This window comes from Caulobacter sp. GW821-FHT09A05, assembly GCF_059418465.1.
The window spans coordinates 90270-108396 of sequence record NZ_JBWKPX010000005.1 but is presented as its reverse complement, the minus strand read 5'-3'; the positions used below and the strand labels follow the sequence as shown (position 1 = coordinate 108396).

13 protein-coding genes are annotated in these 18127 nt (G+C 68.8%); 6 read left to right on the top strand and 7 right to left on the bottom strand.

Annotation, left to right across the window (positions count from 1 at the left end):
• Positions 1–4 precede the first annotated feature (4 nt).
• The 4 genes from AC07NX_RS06465 to gyrB all read left to right on the top strand — a co-directional run bounded on the left by AC07NX_RS06465 (position 5) and on the right by gyrB (position 4329).
• On the top strand, positions 5–379 hold the full coding sequence (locus AC07NX_RS06465; RefSeq protein WP_494640176.1) for a VOC family protein: 375 nt from the start codon (positions 5–7) through the stop codon (positions 377–379).
• 110 nt (positions 380–489) lie between these two features.
• Entirely contained in the window at positions 490–645 is a 156-nt protein-coding gene (locus tag AC07NX_RS06460) for a hypothetical protein (protein WP_167337060.1), read from the top strand.
• Between the two features lie 43 nt (positions 646–688).
• A complete protein-coding gene (recF, locus tag AC07NX_RS06455) occupies positions 689–1852 on the top strand; it encodes a DNA replication/repair protein RecF (RefSeq protein WP_494640174.1) in 1164 nt (387 codons plus the stop codon).
• A gap of 56 nt (positions 1853–1908) precedes the next feature.
• Positions 1909–4329, top strand: a complete 2421-nt coding sequence (gene gyrB / locus AC07NX_RS06450) for a DNA topoisomerase (ATP-hydrolyzing) subunit B (protein WP_494640461.1) — start codon at positions 1909–1911, stop codon at positions 4327–4329.
• 101 nt (positions 4330–4430) lie between these two features.
• Here the strand turns inward: gyrB and AC07NX_RS06445 are convergent, their stop codons facing one another.
• On the bottom strand, positions 4431–5108 hold the full coding sequence (locus tag AC07NX_RS06445; protein ID WP_494640173.1) for a glutathione S-transferase family protein: 678 nt from the start codon (positions 5106–5108) through the stop codon (positions 4431–4433).
• Positions 5109–5240: 132 nt separating this feature from the next.
• The gene (locus tag AC07NX_RS06440; RefSeq protein ID WP_494640172.1) at positions 5241–5993 is read right to left on the bottom strand and encodes an SDR family oxidoreductase; all 753 of its coding nucleotides are present in this window, start codon (positions 5991–5993) and stop codon (positions 5241–5243) included.
• Between the two features lie 129 nt (positions 5994–6122).
• On the opposite strand from AC07NX_RS06440, the gene AC07NX_RS06435 reads away from it, so the two are divergent.
• On the top strand, positions 6123–7046 hold the full coding sequence (locus AC07NX_RS06435) for a LysR family transcriptional regulator (RefSeq protein ID WP_494640170.1): 924 nt from the start codon (positions 6123–6125) through the stop codon (positions 7044–7046).
• A 256-nt stretch (positions 7047–7302) separates the two neighbouring features.
• Here the strand turns inward: AC07NX_RS06435 and AC07NX_RS06430 are convergent, their stop codons facing one another.
• Positions 7303–8319 (bottom strand): hypothetical protein, encoded by a 1017-nt coding sequence (locus AC07NX_RS06430; protein ID WP_494640168.1) that lies wholly within the window; start codon positions 8317–8319, stop codon positions 7303–7305.
• 386 nt (positions 8320–8705) lie between these two features.
• On the opposite strand from AC07NX_RS06430, the gene AC07NX_RS06425 reads away from it, so the two are divergent.
• A complete protein-coding gene (locus AC07NX_RS06425; protein WP_494640166.1) occupies positions 8706–9674 on the top strand; it encodes a bifunctional helix-turn-helix transcriptional regulator/GNAT family N-acetyltransferase in 969 nt (322 codons plus the stop codon).
• A gap of 126 nt (positions 9675–9800) precedes the next feature.
• On the opposite strand, the gene ybaK is transcribed toward AC07NX_RS06425, so the two are convergent.
• The 4 genes from ybaK to AC07NX_RS06405 all read right to left on the bottom strand — a co-directional run bounded on the left by ybaK (position 9801) and on the right by AC07NX_RS06405 (position 17925).
• The gene (gene ybaK, locus AC07NX_RS06420; RefSeq protein ID WP_494640164.1) at positions 9801–10274 is read right to left on the bottom strand and encodes a Cys-tRNA(Pro) deacylase; all 474 of its coding nucleotides are present in this window, start codon (positions 10272–10274) and stop codon (positions 9801–9803) included.
• Positions 10275–10403: 129 nt separating this feature from the next.
• Positions 10404–12890 (bottom strand): glycoside hydrolase family 3 protein, encoded by a 2487-nt coding sequence (locus AC07NX_RS06415; RefSeq protein WP_494640162.1) that lies wholly within the window; start codon positions 12888–12890, stop codon positions 10404–10406.
• Positions 12891–13261: 371 nt separating this feature from the next.
• A complete protein-coding gene (locus AC07NX_RS06410) occupies positions 13262–14779 on the bottom strand; it encodes a tryptophan halogenase family protein (RefSeq protein WP_494640160.1) in 1518 nt (505 codons plus the stop codon).
• A gap of 179 nt (positions 14780–14958) precedes the next feature.
• Positions 14959–17925 carry a TonB-dependent receptor gene (locus AC07NX_RS06405; RefSeq protein ID WP_494640158.1) on the bottom strand — a complete coding sequence of 989 codons (2967 nt, stop codon included), beginning with the start codon at positions 17923–17925 and terminating at the stop codon, positions 14959–14961.
• Positions 17926–18127 lie beyond the last annotated feature (202 nt).

The window sequence follows — 18127 nt, the reverse complement described above, 5'->3', positions numbered from 1 at the left end:
ACGCATGGCGCGGGTCAGCTACATGACGGTGGGATCCAACAGGCTGGAAGAGGCCAAGGCGTTCTACGACGCCCTGCTCGGCTCGATCGGCATGAACGGCGTCTATGAGCACCCCTCGGGTGGGCGGCTCTATCGCGGCAAGGGCACGGGCCTGTTCGGGGTGCTGGGTCCCCATGACGGCCAGCCGGCCTGCGTCGGCAACGGCACGATGGGCGGCTTCGACTTCGAGAGCCGCGAGGCGGTCGACGCCTTCCACGCCAAGGCGATCGCGCTGGGCGGAACCTGCGAGGGCGCGCCCGGCGAACGGATGCCCGGGGCCTATTTCGCCTATTTCCGCGACCTGGATGGCAACAAGCTGTGCGGCTACAAGTTCGGCTGACCCCGGACCGGCCAAAGGCCAAGATTCAGCCGTCATTCCCACCCGCGCACGCCACGATCCGGGCGCAGACCCACCGGGATCTTGCCCATCAGGCTTGCTAGGAGTCCGCCATGCGTACGAGCTGGGACCGCATCGCCGCCGTCGTCTTCAGCGGGACCGCCTGGGCGCTGGCCCTGGTGGCCGGGCCGCACCTGGCCCACGCCCTGCGCCACCCCGCCCGCCTGATGGCCCACGCGGCCATCGGCCGCCGACGCGACCTGGGCTGACGGCGGATTTAGACCTGCGCCCCGAATAGGCTAGAAGGCGTGGGTGAGCCGCGCCGCCCTCCTTTCGCTGACCCTGACCGACTTCCGCTCGTACGAGCGCGCGCGGCTGCGTCCGGAAGGGGCCAGCGTCTATCTGTTCGGGGCCAACGGGGCGGGCAAGACCAACCTGCTGGAGGCCATCAGCCTGCTGTCGCCGGGCAAGGGCCTGCGCGGCTCCGGCCTGACCGAGGTGGGCCGCCGCCTGCCCGGCGAGGTCGCGGGCCGCGCCTGGGCCGTCGCCGCCGAGGCGCAGGCGGGGGACGACGAACCGGTGCGCCTGGGCACGGGCGTCGAACTGGCCGGCGCGGCCCGCCGGGTGGTCCGCATCGAGGGCGAGACCGTCCCGCCCGGCCGCCTGGCCGATCACGTCCGCCCGATCTGGCTGACCCCGGCCCAGGACCGGCTGTTCCTCGAGGCGGCCGGCGAGCGCCGCAAGTTCTTCGACCGCCTGGTGTTCGCCGGCGAGCCCGATCACGCCCGCCACGCCAACGCCTACGACAAGGCCCAGCGCGAGCGCATGCGCCTGCTGACCGACGCCGCCGAGACCGGCCAGCCGGCCGACGCCATCTGGCTGGCCGCCCTGGAAGCCCGCCTCGGCCAGGCCGGCGCCCTGATGGCCGGCGCCCGGGCCCGCACCCTCATGGCCCTGCAGGCCGAGATCGACGGCCGCGGCGACCGCCCCTTCCCGCGGGCCCGCCTGGCCCTGGCCGGCGAATGGGAGCGGATGGCGCTGGACGGCGTCGAGACGGCGGAAATCGAGACCCGCCTGGCCGCCGCCCTGGCCGCCGCCCGCCCCCGCGACGGGGCCGCCGGGCGCGCCCTGACCGGTCCGCACCGGGGCGATCTGGCCATCCACCACGTCGACAAGGACCGCCCCGCCGCGGAATGTTCGACCGGCGAGCAGAAAGCGCTGATTCTGAACCTGGTTTTGGCGCAGGCCGCGCGACTTTCGCGTGCGAACGACGCGCCGAATCCTATATTGTTGCTCGACGAAGTCGCCGCGCATCTCGACCTGAAAAGGCGGGCCGCCCTGGCCGACGAAATCACGGCGCTCGGCCTGCAGGCTTTTCTGACAGGCACCGACGAGTCGCTGTTCGACCATCTGAAAGGTCGGGCTCTGGGCGTTCGCGTCAGCGAACTCGGCCTGACCGCATTGGAAGACGTATGACCGAAGAGACCAAGGGCCAGCCCGAAGACCACCTCACCACCGCCGACGGTTCGGAAATGTCGGCTCCCGAGGTGATGACCGGCGAGTACAGCGCCGACTCCATCAAGGTGCTCAAGGGCCTGGACGCGGTGCGCAAGCGTCCGGGGATGTACATCGGCGACACCGATGACGGCTCGGGCCTGCACCACATGGTCTACGAGGTGGTCGACAACGCCATCGACGAGGCCCTGGCCGGCCACGCCACCAAGGTGGAGGTGATCCTCAACGCCGACGGCTCGGTGACGGTCACCGACGACGGCCGCGGCATCCCGGTCGACATCCACGAGGGCGAGGGCGTCAGCGCGGCCGAGGTCATCATGACCCAGCTGCACGCGGGCGGTAAGTTCGACCAGAACAGCTACAAGGTCTCGGGCGGCCTGCACGGCGTGGGCGTCTCGGTGGTCAACGCGCTCAGCGACTGGCTGGAGCTGAAGATCCACCGCAACGGCCGCAGCCACCAGATGCGCTTCGAGCGCGGCGACGCGGTGACCTCGCTGAAGGAAACCGGCGACTCGCCCGTCCGCGCCGACGGCCCGAAGGCCGGCGAGGTGCTGACCGGCACCGAGGTGACCTTCTTCCCGTCCAAGGACACCTTCGCCTTCATCGAGTTCGACCGGAAGACGCTGGAGCATCGCCTGCGCGAGCTGGCCTTCCTGAACTCGGGCGTGACCATCTGGTTCAAGGACGACCGCGACGCCGAGCCGTGGGTCGAGAAGCTGCACTACGAGGGCGGCATCGAGGCCTTCGTGCGCCACCTCGACAAGGCCAAGACCCCGCTGCTGAAGACGCCGATCGTCATCCGCGGCCGCAAGGACAAGGTCGAGGTCGACCTGGCCGTCTGGTGGAACGACAGCTACCACGAGCACATGCTGTGCTTCACCAACAACATCCCGCAGCGGGATGGCGGCACCCACCTGTCGGCGTTCCGGGGCGCGCTGACCCGGATCATCACCAACTACGCCGAGAGTTCGGGCATCACCAAGAAGGAGAAGGTCAATGTCGGGGGCGAGGACGCCCGCGAAGGCCTGACCTGCGTGCTGTCGGTCAAGGTGCCCGACCCCAAGTTCAGCTCGCAGACCAAGGACAAGCTGGTCTCGTCCGAAGTGCGCCCGGCGGTCGAAAGCCTGGTGCAGGAGGGCCTGGCCACCTGGTTCGAGGAGCATCCGAACGAGGCCAAGGCCATCGTCTCCAAGATCGCCGAGGCGGCCGCCGCCCGCGAAGCGGCCCGCAAGGCCCGCGAACTGACCCGCCGCAAGAGCGCGCTCGACATCACCAGCCTGCCCGGCAAGCTGGCCGACTGCTCCGAGCGCGACCCGGCCAAGTCCGAGATCTTCATCGTCGAGGGCGATTCAGCCGGCGGCAGCGCCAAGCAGGCCCGCAACCGCGACAACCAGGCGGTCCTGCCCCTACGCGGCAAGATCCTCAACGTCGAGCGCGCCCGCTTCGACAAGATGCTGTCGTCCGACCAGATCGGCACGCTGATCACCGCCCTGGGGGCCGGTATCGGCCGCGACGACTTCAACCCGGACAAGGTGCGCTACCACAAGATCGTGCTGATGACCGACGCCGACGTCGACGGCGCCCACATCCGCACCCTGCTGCTGACCTTCTTCTATCGCCAGATGCCGGAGCTGATCGAGCGCGGCTACATCTACATCGCCCAGCCGCCGCTCTACAAAGCCGCCAAGGGCAAGTCGTCGCGCTACCTGAAGGACGACAGCGAGATGGACGCCTTCCTGGTCGACGAAGGCGTCGACGGGGCCGAGCTGGACCTGCCGTCGGGCGAGCGCCGCACCAGCCAGGACCTGCTGGCCCTGGTCCAGCTGTGCCGCCAGGCCAAGGGCAATATCGACCGCCTGTCGCAGCGCGCGCCGGCCTTCGCCATCGAGCAGGCGGCCCTGGCCGGCCTGTTCGGCGACGCGCCGGACATCGCCGCCGCCGCCAGGCGCCTTGATCTGTATGCGGAAGAAGGCGACGGCCCGTGGTCGGGCGAGCGCGGCGACACCGCCTATGTGTTCAAGCGCATCCGCCGCGGCGTGACCGAAAGCGTGGTGCTGGACGACGGTCTGCTGCACGCCGCCGACGCCCGCCGCCTGGCCGAACGGGCCGGCGCCCTGGCCGAGGTGTTCTCGGGCTCGGCGATCTTCCGCCGCAAGGACAAGTCGACCACCGTGCGCGGCCCGCTCGACCTGGTGGGCGCGGTGCTGGACGCCGGCCGCAAGGGCCTGTCGATCCAGCGCTACAAGGGCCTGGGCGAGATGAACCCCGACCAGCTGTGGGAAACCACCCTGGACGTCGAGGCCCGCACCCTGCTGCAGGTCCGCGTCAACCACGCCGACGACGCCGACGACATGTTCAGCCGCCTGATGGGCGACCTGGTCGAACCCCGCCGCGAGTTCATCCAGGAAAACGCCCTGGACGCCGAGGTGGACGTCTAGCGGCGGTCCTCGTGATCGTTCCACGCTCGGCCCGGCAACGCTCGCCTTCCGACCGGTTGTGGCGCTTCGCCGTCCACATCTAGGTTGGCGGGGCGGCGTGTCTAGCCCGACGCCAAAAGCGCGGCATGGTCTTTCAAGTGCGTGCGGAAGCGGGCGCCATAGTCCGCCATAACGGCATCTCGGACGCTTGGACGCTCGGCCAAGGCGCGTCGCCACGACGCGACATGGTTCAAGCCGCCAAAAATGTCGGGAGGGACGTCGTCTCCCAGGATGTCGAAATACCGGAAGACGGGAGCCGTGACGGCGTCGACCATGCTGAAGCCGGCTCCGGCGAAATAGGGCTTGTCCGACAGCACCGCCTCGAAGCGCTCCAGCTTCTTCCTGAGATCGGCGGCCTTGGTCGCGGCGACCGTTTCGTCGACGGCGTTCAGATATCCCCATGCGTCCACCAGCGTCGCGGACGAGAACTCGATCCAGGCCCGGTGTTGAGCGCGCGCTAGGGGGGCTGCGGGATGGATGCCGTGATCGCGATAGGCCTCTTCCAGGTACTCGCAGATGGCCATGCTCTCGAACAATACGACCGCCTGGTCCGCATCACGCTCGACCTTGAGCAACGGCACCTTGCCGGCGGGGGAGATGGCGAGAAACCAGGCCGGCTTGTCGTTCAGGTCGATCTGAACCTGCTCGAAGGGAATGTGTTTTTCGCGCAGCACGATGGCGACCCGTTGCACGAAAGGGCAGAGCGGATGGCTGATCAGCGTCAGTCTGGAGTTCGTCATGGCGACTTCGTTCTGAGAGAGAAAGGAGGCCCAGCTCCACCTGCGTGAAGCTGGGCGCGACGGCCGGCTATTGCGGCGCCCGCAGGAAATCCCGCGTCGTGATCGCGTTGCCGTGGAAGGGGGTCATGTCGGTCAGCCGTTCAGGGTGCGCCCGCCGTCGACGATGATTTCCGAGCCCACGGTCCAGGCGGATTCATCGGAGGCGAGATAGAGCACCGCCTTGGCCACTTCCTCGGGCGAGCCAAAGCGGCCCAGCGGAATGGTGGCGGCGATCGCCTGGGCCATCTGGGCGCGATGGGCGTCTGGAACGCCGAGCTTGTCGTAGAGCGGCGTTTCGACCGGTCCAGGGCTGACGGCGTTGAAGCGAACGCCGCGCCCGATCAGCTCGTTCGACAGCGTTCTCGACAGACTCAGGAACGCGGCCTTGGTCGCGGCGTAGACCGATGAGTTCGTCGCGCCGACATGGGCGCTGACCGACGTGTTGAGGATCACGGACGCCGGATTGGCGAAGACCGGCAACAGCGATTGGATCAGGAAGTAGGGGCCCTTGACGTTGATCGCGAAGGAGCGGTCGTAGGCTTCTTCGGTCCAGGCCTCGATGGGCTGCCACACGGACACGCCGGCGTTGATGAAGGCGACGTCGAGTTGGCCGTACTCCGCCGCGACGGCCGCGGCCAGGTCGCGTTGCGCCGCGACGTTCGCGGAATCCGCGGCCAGCACGGTGACGTCCGAGCCCAGCTCGGCCCGGGCGCTGGCCAGGCTGTCGGGGTTTACGCCCGTGACGATGACGCGGGCGCCCTCGGCGAGGAAGCTCTTGGCGGTGGCCAGGCCGATGCCGCTCGTGCCGCCGGTGATGAGGGTGCGTTTGCCGGAAAGGCGAGACATGGAACCATCCTTGAAAACCGTGAGGCGATTGCGTTCGGCCTCGTGGTTTGCAAGATGCGCTCATGCTCAAAGCAAGATAAGTTGGGCAGATTGCATATGTTTCATACGTCATACGCATGATTGGGTAGGATGGACCGTCTACTCTCGATGGAGTGCTTCGTCAGGACGGTGGAGACGGGCGGCTTTTCGTCGGCCGCGCGAGACCTCGGCCTCAGCCAGCCGAACGTGAGCCGTTATGTGGCGGCCCTGGAGGCCCATCTCCAGCAGCGGCTCTTGCAGCGATCGACCCGAAAGCTGCACCTGACGCCCGAAGGCGAGCGCTACTACGTCGAAGCCCGACGGATTCTCGATGCCGTCAGCGAAGCGGAGTCGGCGCTGAAAAGCGACGTCCGTCCATCCGGTCTGCTGCGTGTCGCCTGCCCCACGGCCTTCGCCCACGCGTTTCTCATGCCGCAGGTCCCTGAGTTTCTGAGGACCTACCCCGACCTCGACCTCGATCTGCAGATTTCCGATCGCTTCGTGAATCTCATCGACGAGGGCGTGGAGCTGGCATTGCGGATAGGACACCTCAGTGACAGCGCCCTGCGCGCGCGACGTGTGGGTCTCTTCACCCGCATCTGCGTCGCGGAGACGGGTTATCTGAACGCGCGCGGGACGCCGGAAACCCCGCAAGATCTGAAGCACCATGACTGCATCGTCTATTCCCTGCTTTCGACGGGCGCGACCTGGCGCTTCGCCGATGTCGAGGTTGCGGTGTCCGGCCGCCTTCGCGTGAGCGCGCCAGAGGCGGCCCGGGAAGCCGCCCTGGCCGGCTTGGGCGTCGCGCTTGGCCCGCATTGGCTGTTTGAAGACGGTCTCAAGACCGGGCGCCTGAAACGGATCCTCATCGGATACGAAGCCGCCCCCGTTCCGATCCATATCCTCTATGTGGCCAACCGCCTTCTTCCGCGTCGCGCCACGGTGTTCATGGACTTCATGGCCGCGGCGTTTTCCAAGGTCGAGACCCTTAATGTGCGCCTCTCACCTTCCGTTGGAAGTGACGACCGAAGCTGAACGCCGACGCTAAAGTCGCTGGACGGGCGGAGGGGCCCGCCCGCGCCAGTTGCCGAGCGAAGCCGACGTTTTCGCGTTCGCCGAAGGTTATGTCTTCACCCCCAGGCTGGCTTCAGAAAGTGGTCTATCCGCCCCTTCCGTCGCCCGAGGATTGGCCAAGCTCGGGGTTCAGCCTGAGCCGGATCATGCCATCTCCGGTGGAAACCCTCCAGCCGCCCTCCCACGCACCATGGGACGGCCCCGACGAGCCTCGCCCTCAGTCGTCGGTGAAATAGTCGGCGATCGCCGCATCCTCCGACTCCAGCTCGAAATTGGGCGAACCGGCGCGTTCCAGGGCGTGGCGGATCTGCCAGGCGCTGCGGCCGACATGGACGCCCATGCCGCGCAGTTCGTCGACGATCGCCGCGCGGGTCGCGTCGTCGACCGACTTGTTGTTCTCCAGCCGCGCCTGGTCCAGCCGCCAGCCGAAATAGGGGTCGGGGGTCAGCTCGATCACCGCGCCGGGCTCCGGCAGCCATTCGTAGATGGCGCAGCGGCGGTCGACCGCCGCGTCGACATAGTTGGCCAGGCAGTTGCGGTAGCGCCGCGCGGCGTCGCGGATCGCCGCCACCGTCTCCAGCGGTCGGAGATGTTCCGTACCCGGATGGGGCGGCTTGGGCAGTTCGCGACGGAAGTCGTCGGCCACCAGGTTGAACAGCGCCTTGGCGTTCGGCGCGCGGGTCCAGACCGCGATCCGCTCGGCCAGGACGGCTTCGGGCAGCCGGCGGGCGAGCAGGGCGTGGGCCTCGGCCAGCAGCTTGGCCTGGGCGGCGCCGACCCGCACGGCCGCCCCGCCGGCGTCGCGCAGCGGGCGCGGCAAGGCGCCCAGGGTCCGCACTTGCAGCGGATCGATCCGCTCGGCGTGGCGCAGGGTCTTGGCCGGCTTGGGGTCGGCCAGCAGGGCGACCAGCACGCGATAGTCCTCGGGCGTCCAGGCGATCTCGCCCAGCCGCTCCAGCGCCCTGGCCAGGCCTTCCGGGGCCGGATCGAGCACCAGCCGCACGGCCTTGCGCAAAGGCGCCGCGAGCAGCAGGTCGACATCGGCCGCCGCGCCGCGCCCGGCTTCCGTCGCCAGCATCAGGCAGATCAGGTGCCGCCGCGCGGTCGGGGCGGTGACGAACGGGATGTGCGGCGCGGGCCACAGCGCGGCCAGCACGTCGGCATAGGCGGGCGCGATCAGGCGCAGCAGGGGGGAGGCGAGCTCGGTCGCCTTGGCCAGAACGAGGGTGGTCATCGATAGCTCCCGGCGACAGCCGGGGCGGGCCGTCGCTAGCGGTTGAGGTGGAGACGAAGCGGGCGCGGCTCGCACGACGCGCGCCATCGCACCGGGATCGGTGGCTTGTATGGCTGGGCGGCGTTCAAGGTCATGCGGCGGCGGCTTCTTCCGGAGCGTGGATCGGGAGGCGCTGATCTCACGATCCTCGATCCTGGACAAGCGGGTCGCGACGGCGACGACAACTCAGGGTTCGCCTTGTTGCCCTCCGGACACGGTTCGGCGAACGCCGTGCAAGCACGCGCCAGGGAGGACGAGGTCTCGCGACGCGCCAAATTCGCACTTGCCAAGTCATATACATATCTATGTATATAGATAGGTATGCTTATTCGCTGACGAGCCTGACCATGACTCCCGACACCCTCGCCGACCTGGGCGTGACCTTCCTGGGCAGCCGGCTCAAGCGCCTGGCCGATCGCCTGCAGGGCGACGCGGCCGCCACGCTCCAGGCCCTGGACCTGCCGATCCAGCCGGCCCAGCAGCAGTTCCTGGCCGTGCTGCGCCGGCAGGGGCCCCAGACGGTGGGCGGCGTCGCCCAGCACCTGCGGCTGAGCCAGCCCACCGCCACGCGCGCGATCCAGGCGCTGATCGAGCAGGGCCTGATCGATGTCAGCCGCGAGGGCCGCGACCAGCGCCAGAAGCTGCTGTCGCTGAGCCCGGCCGGCGTGGCGCTGATGGACCGGCTGGAGCGCGAGCTGTGGCCCCGGGTCGAGGCCGCCGCCGTGTCGCTGTGCGGCGGCCGTCACGCCGCCCTGCTGGAGGAGATCGCCCTGATCGAGGCCGAGCTGGACCGCCGGTCGCTCCTGGACCGGGTCATGGCGTCCGCCCCGACGCCGGCCATCGGCGTGCGCGACTTTTCCGACGACCTGGCCGGGGCGTTCTACGCGATCAACGCCGCCTGGATCTCGCAGATGTTCACCCTGGAGGAGAACGACGTCACGCTGCTGGAGAATCCCCGCGCCCTGATCGTCGACAAGGGCGGCGCGGTGCTGTTCGCCGAAACCCCGGACCTGGGCGTGGTGGGGACCTGCGCCATCATGCGGATGAAGGACGGCTGGTTCGAGCTGACCAAGATGGGCGTCCTGGAGGCCGCGCGCGGCCGCAAGGTCGGCGAGTTCCTGCTGGCCGCGGCGATCGAGCGGGCCAAGGCCATGGGCGTGGCCGACCGGCTGTACCTGCTGACCAACCGCAAGTGCGCTGCGGCCATCCACCTCTACGAGAAGCTGGGCTTCCAGCACGACGCGGAGATCATGGCGCTGTTCGGCGGCCGCTACGAACGGTGCGACGTGGCGATGCGGTACAATCCCGCCGCATAGCGATCGTTGTCATCCCGGACGAGCGCGCAGCGCGAAGATCCGGGACCAACGCGTGAACTCGGCGCTTCCGGCGGTCCCGGATCGGCGGCCCTGCAGGCCTTGTCCGGGATGACAGGCTCTGGGGGTTCAGCCAGAAACCTGGGCCACTGTCGCCTTCAGCACGTCCCGCGCCGCGTTCGGGTCCAACCGCACCTGCAGGCCGCGCTGGCCGCCGTTGATGTAGACGTAGGTCTCGGCCAGGGCGTCGGCCTCGATCACCGTCGGCAGGGCCTTGCGCTGGCCGAAGGGGCTGATGCCGCCGACCTTGTAGCCGCTGATCCGCTCGGCGTCGGCGGGCTTCATCATCTGGGCCGACTTGCCGCCGACCGCCGCCGCCAGCTTCTTCATCGCCACCTCGCGATCGGATGGGACGACGGCCAGCACCGGCTTACCGTCGACCAGGGCCATCAGGGTCTTGAGCACCCGACCAGGATCCTCGCCCAGGGCTGCCGCGGCGGCCAGGCCGATGCTGTCGGCGTCCGGATCATAGGCGTAGGCGTGGACCGTGAAGTCGACCCCGGCCTTGGTCAGGGCGAGGGTGGCGGGCGTGGTGCGAGACATGACCCATTATAGCCAAGCCCGCCCGAGCCGGGCCAGCTTTGGTCGGGACCTCTTCACCATTGTCATCCCGGAAGCCTCGCAGAGGCTGTCCGGGATGACAACAGGCGGGCTAGCTTCGGTTTCCACGCCCTAGTTCGGACAGACCGCGTCGCCCTCGTTCGAGGCCAGCCGCACCTCGGCCAGCGACAGCGAGAACGGCGCGCTCGCGCCGACCACGAACGGCGCGGTGACGTGGTCCATCTTCGCGCCGGCGGCCTGGAAGCAGGACAGCTTGATCTTCACGTCCCGCCAGGCGTTCAGCGGCGCCTCCTTGACGGCGGAGGTGACGTCGATCGTCCCGGCGCAGGAGGCGTCGTCGGCGCAGCCGATGCTCATCGTCACGGGGCCCGTGGGGGTGGTGTCGATCCGGTAGCGGACCTTCACCGCCATGTCGCCGGTGGTCTGGCGCGACAGGTCCACCGCCGGGCCGTGGATGGCCAGCATGCCCTGCCCCGTCCAGATCGCCTGGCGGGCGTTCTCCTGGGCGCCGGCGTCGATCGCCTTGACCGAACCGGCCCCCACGAAGTCCATGCGCCACGGCGCGGCGACGCGGCCGTCGACGAAATAGCGGTCGACGCTGCCGGCCGCCACGACCTTGCCCGCGTCCTCCGGCAGGATCCCGACCTTGCCCGGCTTGGCGTAGGACAGGCCGTAACCGTAGGCGAACTGCGGGTCGTAGCCGGGCTGGCCGCGGTTCAGCGGACCCTGGTCGGCGCGCTTGGGCCAGGAGAAGCCGAGCCGGCCCTGGAAGTCGCGCCTGGGCTTGCCGTCCTGTCCGGCCACCAGCACGTCGGCGACGCCGCCGCCCTCGCTGCCCGGCAGCCAGGCCGCGACGAAGGCGTCCGAGGCGTTGATCTCGGGATTCACCCACAGGGGACGGCCCGACAGGAACACCGACACCACCGGGATCCCCTGGGACTTCAATTTCCTGAGCAGGGCCAGGTCGGTCTTGTCGCCCAGCTGGTAGCCGAGGTTGGTCAGGTCGCCCTGGAACTCGGCATAGGGATCCTCGCCGAACACCACGATGGCCACGTCCGGCTTGGCGGTGAACTTGCCGTCGGGCGCCAACTCCGCCTGACCGCCGGCCGCCTTCACCGCCTGCTCGATCCCGCCCCAGATCGACTGGCCGTGCGGGAAGTCGCTGTTCCTGTTGCCCGTGCCCTGCCAGGTCAGGGTCCAGCCGCCCGAGGCCTTGCCGATGTCGTCGGCGGCGCCGGCCACCAGCACCCGGGCCCCCGGCCTGACCGGCAGTACGCCGTCGTTCTTCAGCAGCACCAGCGACTTGGCCACCGCCTCGCGGGCGATCGCGCGGTGCTCGGGCGCGCCCAGGCGGTCGAACCGGCCCTGGACCGCGGGCGCGACGCGCTCGAACAGCCCGGCCTTGACCTTGACCCGCAGGATCCGCCGCACGGCGTCGTCCAGCCGCGCCATCGGGATCTCGCCGGACTTCACCTGGGCCAGGGTGTTGTCGAACAGGCCCTTCCAGCTGTCGGGGGCCATGTACATGTCGAGCCCGGCGTTCATCGCCTGCGGGCAGCTGGTGTTGGTGCAGCCGGCGAGCTGTCCGTGGGCGTTCCAGTCGCTGACCACGAAGCCCTGGAAGCCCATCCGGCCCTTCAGCACGTCGGTCAGCAGGGTCTTGTTTCCGGTGATCTTCTGGCCGTTCCAGCTGGAGAACGAGGCCATCACCGTCAGGATGCCGGCGTCGATGCTGGGCGGATAGCCCTGGGCGTGGAGGGCGACCAGCTCGGCCTCCGGGATCCTGGCGTCGCCCTGGTCCTTTCCGCCGTCGGTGCCGCCGTCGGCCAGGAAGTGCTTGGCCGAACCGGCGATGTGACCGGCGCCCAGGGTCTGGCCGGGCTTCAGCGCGCCCTGCAGGCCCAGGGTCATGGGACCGGCATAGGACTTCACCACCTCCGGATCCTCGGCATAGCCCTCGTAGCTGCGCCCCCAGCGGTCGTCGCGGGGGACGGCCACCGTCGGGCCGAAGGTCCAGTCGCCGCCGGCCACCGCCACCTCCTCGGCCGTCGCCTGGCCGATGCGGCGGATCAGGGCGGGATCGCGCATCGCGCCCAGGCCGACATTGTGCGGAAAGATCGTCGCCCCGACGATGTTGTTGTGTCCGTGCACGGCGTCGATGCCGAACAGGATCGGGATCGGGACATGGCCGGGCCGGGCCGCCAGGGCCTGCTTGCGATAGGCGTCGATCAGGTCGGTCCAGGCCTTGGGCGGGGCGCGGTCATTGCCGCCCGGCGCCGAGTTGCCGCCGGCCAGGATCGAGCCCAGCGGGTACTTTTCCAGGTCCGCCGGGGTCATCGAGGCGATGTCGCCCTGGATGGTCTGGCCGACCTTCTCCTCGACGCTCATCCTGGCCATCAGCTGGCTGACGAAGGCCTCGGTCTTGGCGTCGGTGATCGCCGCGGGGCTGGCCGCCGCGGGCCATCGGGCCGGATGGGCAATCGCGGCCTGGGCAGGCATGGCCTGGGCGAAGGCCGACCCGCTCGCCAGGCTGGCCGAGGCGGCGATGGTCGAGGCAAGCAGGGCCGAAAGCGCGAGGCGACGGGAACGGACGGTCATTCAACACCTTCGGGAACGGCCGGCGACAGGACGCGGGCGGATATTGCGCGGCAAAGAACCGGCGCGACGGGGAGAACATCGTCGCGCCGGAGTTTGGAGAGCCCCCGATAGTGGGGGTCCAGGCGCGCCGGCGTCGGAGGGGTCTGACGAAGGCGCGTCGTCCCCGCCGGCAGGTCGGCGCTGGAATGGGACGGATCGGGACGAGGGGGCGCCGCTCGCCATCGGGCGCGCGGGCGCGGCGCGGATGTTTCCTTCCCTGAAGCGGAGGCTGCGGCCCCTCTGACTGGCGAGAACCTCAACATGGATTGACAGCGCTGTCTAGCGAAGATGTGAGCGGTACCCGTCAGAAGGCGCTCGCGAGACCCCATGGCTCAGGCGGCGCTGCGGCGGACGATGGCGGCCAGGGCGGCCTCGTGGGTGGGACTCTGGGCGACGACCGTGTCGATCCGGGCGGTCAGGTCCGGCAGGATGGCCCGCACCTGGTCGAAGTTCGACGCGTCCACGAGCGGATCATAGGCCCTTGGCCTCACCCCCATGCCCTCGAAGATGTAGAACCAGGACAGGTCGGTGAACAGCTCGCCCGGCCTGGCGTCGACCCGGCCGCAGGCGCGGTAGAGCGCCAGCCGCTCGGCCAGGCGGTCGGGCAGGGGCGCGGCCGCCCGCTCGCGCCAGAACGGCGTGTCGTCGCGGGCCGTCAGGCAATAGTGCAGCAGGATGAAGTCGCGATAGGTCTCATACTCGTCGGCCAGGGCGCGGTTGTAGGCGGCGATGTTGCTGGACGCGAAGTCGCGGTCGGGGAAATGGTCCAGCAGCTTGTAGAGCCCGCTACACACCAGGTGGATGCTGGTGGATTCCAGCGGCTCCAGGAAGCCGGAGGCCAGACCCAGGGCCACGCAGTTGCGGCTCCACATCGCCTTGCGGCGGCCGGCGGTGAAGCTCAGCTTGCGCGGCTCGGCCAGGGGCGGGCCGATCGCGGCCAGCAGTTCGTCCTGCGCCGCGCCGTCATCGATGAAGGCGCTGGAATAGACATAGCCGTTGCCCACCCGGTGCTGCAGCGGGATCCGCCAGCGCCAGCCCGCGCCCTGGGCCGTGGCCTGGGTGTAGGGGGCGGGCGGGCCGGCATGGGCGGTGGGCGCGGCCAGGGCGCGATCGCAGGGCAGCCACCGCGTCCAGTCCTCGTAGCCGGCGCCCAGGGCCTGCTCGATCAGCAGGCCGCGAAAGCCGCTGCAGTCGATATAGAGGTCGGCCGCCAGCTCGCCGCCGCCCTTCAGCGCCAGGGCGTCGATGAAGCCGTCGTCGCGCAGCCTGACCTGCGCGACCTCGCGTTCCAGCCGCCGCACGCCGCGGCGCTCGGCGTGGTCGCGCAGGAAGCGGGCGACCAGGACGGCGTCGAAATGCAGGGCCTGGCGCAGGCCGGCCAGCGGGCCGGGGGCGCGCGGATCGGGATGGGCCAGCCGGCCGGCGTCGCCCAGGGCGGCCGCCAGGCTGAACTGGGGCACGGTCGGCTCCAGGCCTTGGGCTCGCGCCTTGTGGAACACATGCTGGAAGGGCCGGCGGTCGATCGACACGCCGAACGTCCCGAACGGGTGCCAGTAGCTGTCGCCGATCGCGCGCCAGTCGTCGAACCTGATGCCCAGCTTGAACGTGGCCTGGGTGGCCGGGATGAAGGCGTCGAGATCGGCCTCGATCAGCTTCAGGAAGTCGAAGATCGGCGGGATGGTCGCCTCGCCGACCCCCACCACGCCGATGTCCGGCGACTCGACCAGGGTAATCGCGCAGCCTGTTCCCCGCAGGGTCTGGGCCAGCAGGCAGGCGGCCATCCAGCCGGCCGTGCCGCCGCCGACGATGGCGATGGATCGGATGGCCCGGTTGGCGGCCCTGTCGGTCATGACGTCCTCCCGAAACGAGAGCGGAAAGCGGCGCCGGCCCGCCTGGGGCCGGCCGGCGCGGGGCTCGGCGGGACGGCAGGGGATGAGCCGCCGCCCCGTCGGGGAACCTTCTCCCCAGGGGGCGAAGGTTCCAACTCAAAATCCCCGGAGCGCGCCGGACATCGCGCTCCGGACCCGCCCTACATGCCGAACTTGAACCGCGCGCCCAGCACCACCCGGCGGTCGCCGGTGGCGTAGCGGAACGGCAGGTTCTCCCACTGCAGATAGCGGCCGGTGTCTTCCTTGGTCAGGTTGATGCCTTCCAGCACGATCTTGATCTGGTCGTTGACCGCATAGCCGATCTGGCCGTCGAGCTGGCCATAGGCCCGCTCCCAGGTCCCCAGCTTGTGGGCGTCATCGACGCCGCCGCTGGCGCTGTTGTCGACGCCGAAGCCGAAGTTGCCCTGGAAGCTCTTGTCGCGCCAGGCGTAGGACAGGCGCGCCTCGAAGCCGTGGCCCTCGTAATAGCCCTGGATGTTGAAGGCGTTCTTGGCCACGCCGGGGATCGGCAGGTCGTCGTCATAGTCGTTGAAGTTCGAGGTCTTGGAGTCCGAGTAGGTGTAGTTGGCGGTGAAGCCGAACCCATTGTCGAAGGCGTATTGGGCGGCCAGTTCGAGGCCCTTGATCGTGCCGCCCTCGCCATTGATCGGCTGGTCGAAGATGCCGGTCGTCGCGCCCGCCACGGAACCGTCGGCCACCGTCCGCGAGACCGTCTCGGTCTGGATGAACGAGTCGACGTTCTTGTAGAACAGCGCGGCCGAGAACAGGCCCTGCGAGCCCATGTAGCGCTCGTAGGCGACGTCGAACTGCGAGGCGCGATAGGGATCGAGCTCCGCGTTGCCGCCGCTGCCGTTGGTGTAGAGAAAGCGGTTGAGGTTGGGGCCCGGGGTCGAGCTGCGGGTGAAGTTGTAGCTGGAGCCCGTGGCCAGCTGGAACAGGTTCTGGCGCGACACCACGCGAGCCGCCGAGACGCGAACCTTGTCGGTGTCGTTGATGTTGAACACCCCGCTGACGCTGGGCAGGACGTCGGTGTAGGAGCGCGACGTCGTGATGTTCTCCGGATTGGAGATCACGCCGTTCCAGCTGTCGGTTCCGTAGAAGTTGGGCACGGTCGGGGTGGCGCTGGCGTCGATGGTCAGCTCGGTCTTCACCACCCGCACGCCGGCGTTCAGATGATAGCCGTCGTCCGGGCCGCCCACATCGGCCATGGCGTAGCCGGTGGTGGTCTCTTCCTTGACTTTGAACGACTGGATCGGGTCGCGATAGTACTTGAACGGCGTCGAGGGATAGAGCGCCGACAGCCACTGGACCGGATTCTTCATCTGGTCGCGGTTCTGGAACAGGGCCGTGATCCCGCCGACGGTCAGCGTCTCGAAGCGTTCCGGATTGCTGGCCGCCGTCTGGTACGGGGTGATCAGGGCCGGCGACGCGCCGAAGCGGCCGTCGTCGGTGGTGGTCTGGCCGCAGTTCGGACGGCCGGGCGTGCCGGCCGGCAGGCCGCACGACTTGTAGCCGATCGCGCCGTCCTGGAAGTAGCCCAGCGGCGTCCAGTCCTGGCCCAGGGCCTGGCCGTTCAGCTCGCCCTTGCCCGAATAGTCGGCCAGCAGCAGCAGGAAGTCGGAATCGACCTTGCGCTCGGCGTAGCGGGCGCCGGCGCTGATCACCAGGTCGCCGTTCTCGCCGAACTCCGGACGGTACTTGAAGTCGATCCGGGCCGAGGTGTTGTCGATGCCTGTCCGCTCGCCGAACACCCAGTGCGACTTGGCGAAGACGCTGCTGGGGGTGGTGAACTGGCTCGGATTGGCCGGGGTGAACTTCGGATTGTCGCCGTTGGTGTAGGTGTAGGTGAAGGTCGCCGGCGCGGTGGCGTTGGGAATCAGGCCCGCGGCCGTGCCGTTGCGCACGGTGTACTGGGTGTAGCGGACGTCGTTGTTGCCGCTGTCGCTGACATAGTCGCTGGTCGAATAGGCCGCGCGGACGCTGCCGGTCAGGCGGCCGCCGTTGTCCCAGTTCAGCGCGACCTGGAAGTTGTCGGTCTTGGCCTCGGCGTTCTGGACGTACGAGGTGCCTTCGGCCGAGTTGGCGGTGACCGTGCCGGTCTGCAGGACGCCGTTGGAATCCTTGGTGAAGCCGGTGGCCGAATAGTTGGCGTTCTCGTTGGCGAACGGGAACTTGATCGAGGCCTCGGAGGTCAGGATCTTCAGGTCGGAGTGGAACCAGTCGCCGGTCAGCTGCAGCGAATCGGACAGGGCGAAGTCGAGGTTCACCGAGGCGCCCAGGCGCTTGCGTTCCTGGTCGCGATAGGTGGCGTAGCGGTATTCCGGCGACCAGACGTCAACCGTGCCGGCGCCCTGCGGGCGGTCCTCATAGGCCCAGCCGCCGCGGTTCTCGCCGGCCAGGACGTCGGTGTGGCTGTCGGTCTTGTCGTACGAGATCGTGCCCAGCACCGCGAAGCGGTCGCTGAACTTGTGGCCCAGCACCAGCGAGCCGGTCGGGGTCCAGTCGGCGCCCGTTCCCTTCTGGCCGCGAATGTCGCCGGCGATGGTGGTGTCGTCGGCCAGGTCGCGGGCGTTGCGGGTCTTCAGGTTGATGATGCCGCCCAAGCCGCCTTCCAGCAGCGAGGCGTCCGGCGACTTGTAGACGTCGACGCCGCCGATCAGCTGCGACGGGATGCCTTCCAGCGAGTTGTCCTGGGTGATCTTGCCTTCGTAGAGGCGGAAGATCTCCAGGCCGCTGACGAAGATCTCGTTGTTCAGGACCGTGACGTTCTGGTCCAGGCCGCGGATGCGGACCTTGGTGCCCTGGCCGTTCTCGCGGTCGATCTGCACGCCGGGCAAGCGTTGCAGCGACTCGGCGATGTTCTGGTCCGGGAACTTGCCCATGTCCTCGGCGGTCACCGACTCGATGATCAGGTTGGAGTTCTTCTTCAGATTCAGCGCGTTCGCCAGCGAGGCCCGGAAGCCGGTGACGACCACCGCTTCAACCTGGGATGGTTCCTCGTTCTGGGCTGGCGCGGCCTGGGCCAGGGCTTGGCCGGCGCTCAGCAGCACCACGGCCGAGGCGGCGCAGAGCAGAGCCGTACGCGATCGATAAGACCTTGTCTTCATTGTGCATTCCCCTGATGTGCGGCAGCAGTTCTCGTTCTCGATCAGCGGAGCCGAACGAGCCAAGACGCGGAGTTTTGAGGGATGCGTGCGCATCCTCCCGTGGAGTTCCGGCTTTTTCTAAAGTGCCGGTAGCTTCAACCTATGGACAACCGACAGCGCTGTCAACTTAGGACAAGAGAAATCCGATTCGATTTTGGTGGTG

Bases quoted from the DNA above. Each gene is read 5' to 3' on its own strand.
- AC07NX_RS06465 (WP_494640176.1), top strand. From the start codon at position 5: ATGGCGCGGGTCAGCTACATGACGGTGGGATCCAACAGGCTGGAAGAG.
- AC07NX_RS06460 (WP_167337060.1), top strand. From the start codon at position 490: ATGCGTACGAGCTGGGACCGCATCGCCGCCGTCGTCTTCAGCGGGACC.
- gyrB (WP_494640461.1), top strand. From the start codon at position 1,909: ATGTCGGCTCCCGAGGTGATGACCGGCGAGTACAGCGCCGACTCCATC.
- AC07NX_RS06445 (WP_494640173.1), bottom strand. From the start codon at position 5,108: ATGACGAACTCCAGACTGACGCTGATCAGCCATCCGCTCTGCCCTTTC.
- AC07NX_RS06440 (WP_494640172.1), bottom strand. From the start codon at position 5,993: ATGTCTCGCCTTTCCGGCAAACGCACCCTCATCACCGGCGGCACGAGC.
- AC07NX_RS06435 (WP_494640170.1), top strand. From the start codon at position 6,123: ATGGACCGTCTACTCTCGATGGAGTGCTTCGTCAGGACGGTGGAGACG.
- AC07NX_RS06430 (WP_494640168.1), bottom strand. From the start codon at position 8,319: ATGACCACCCTCGTTCTGGCCAAGGCGACCGAGCTCGCCTCCCCCCTG.
- AC07NX_RS06425 (WP_494640166.1), top strand. From the start codon at position 8,706: ATGACTCCCGACACCCTCGCCGACCTGGGCGTGACCTTCCTGGGCAGC.
- ybaK (WP_494640164.1), bottom strand. From the start codon at position 10,274: ATGTCTCGCACCACGCCCGCCACCCTCGCCCTGACCAAGGCCGGGGTC.
- AC07NX_RS06415 (WP_494640162.1), bottom strand. From the start codon at position 12,890: ATGACCGTCCGTTCCCGTCGCCTCGCGCTTTCGGCCCTGCTTGCCTCG.
- AC07NX_RS06410 (WP_494640160.1), bottom strand. From the start codon at position 14,779: ATGACCGACAGGGCCGCCAACCGGGCCATCCGATCCATCGCCATCGTC.
- AC07NX_RS06405 (WP_494640158.1), bottom strand. From the start codon at position 17,925: ATGAAGACAAGGTCTTATCGATCGCGTACGGCTCTGCTCTGCGCCGCC.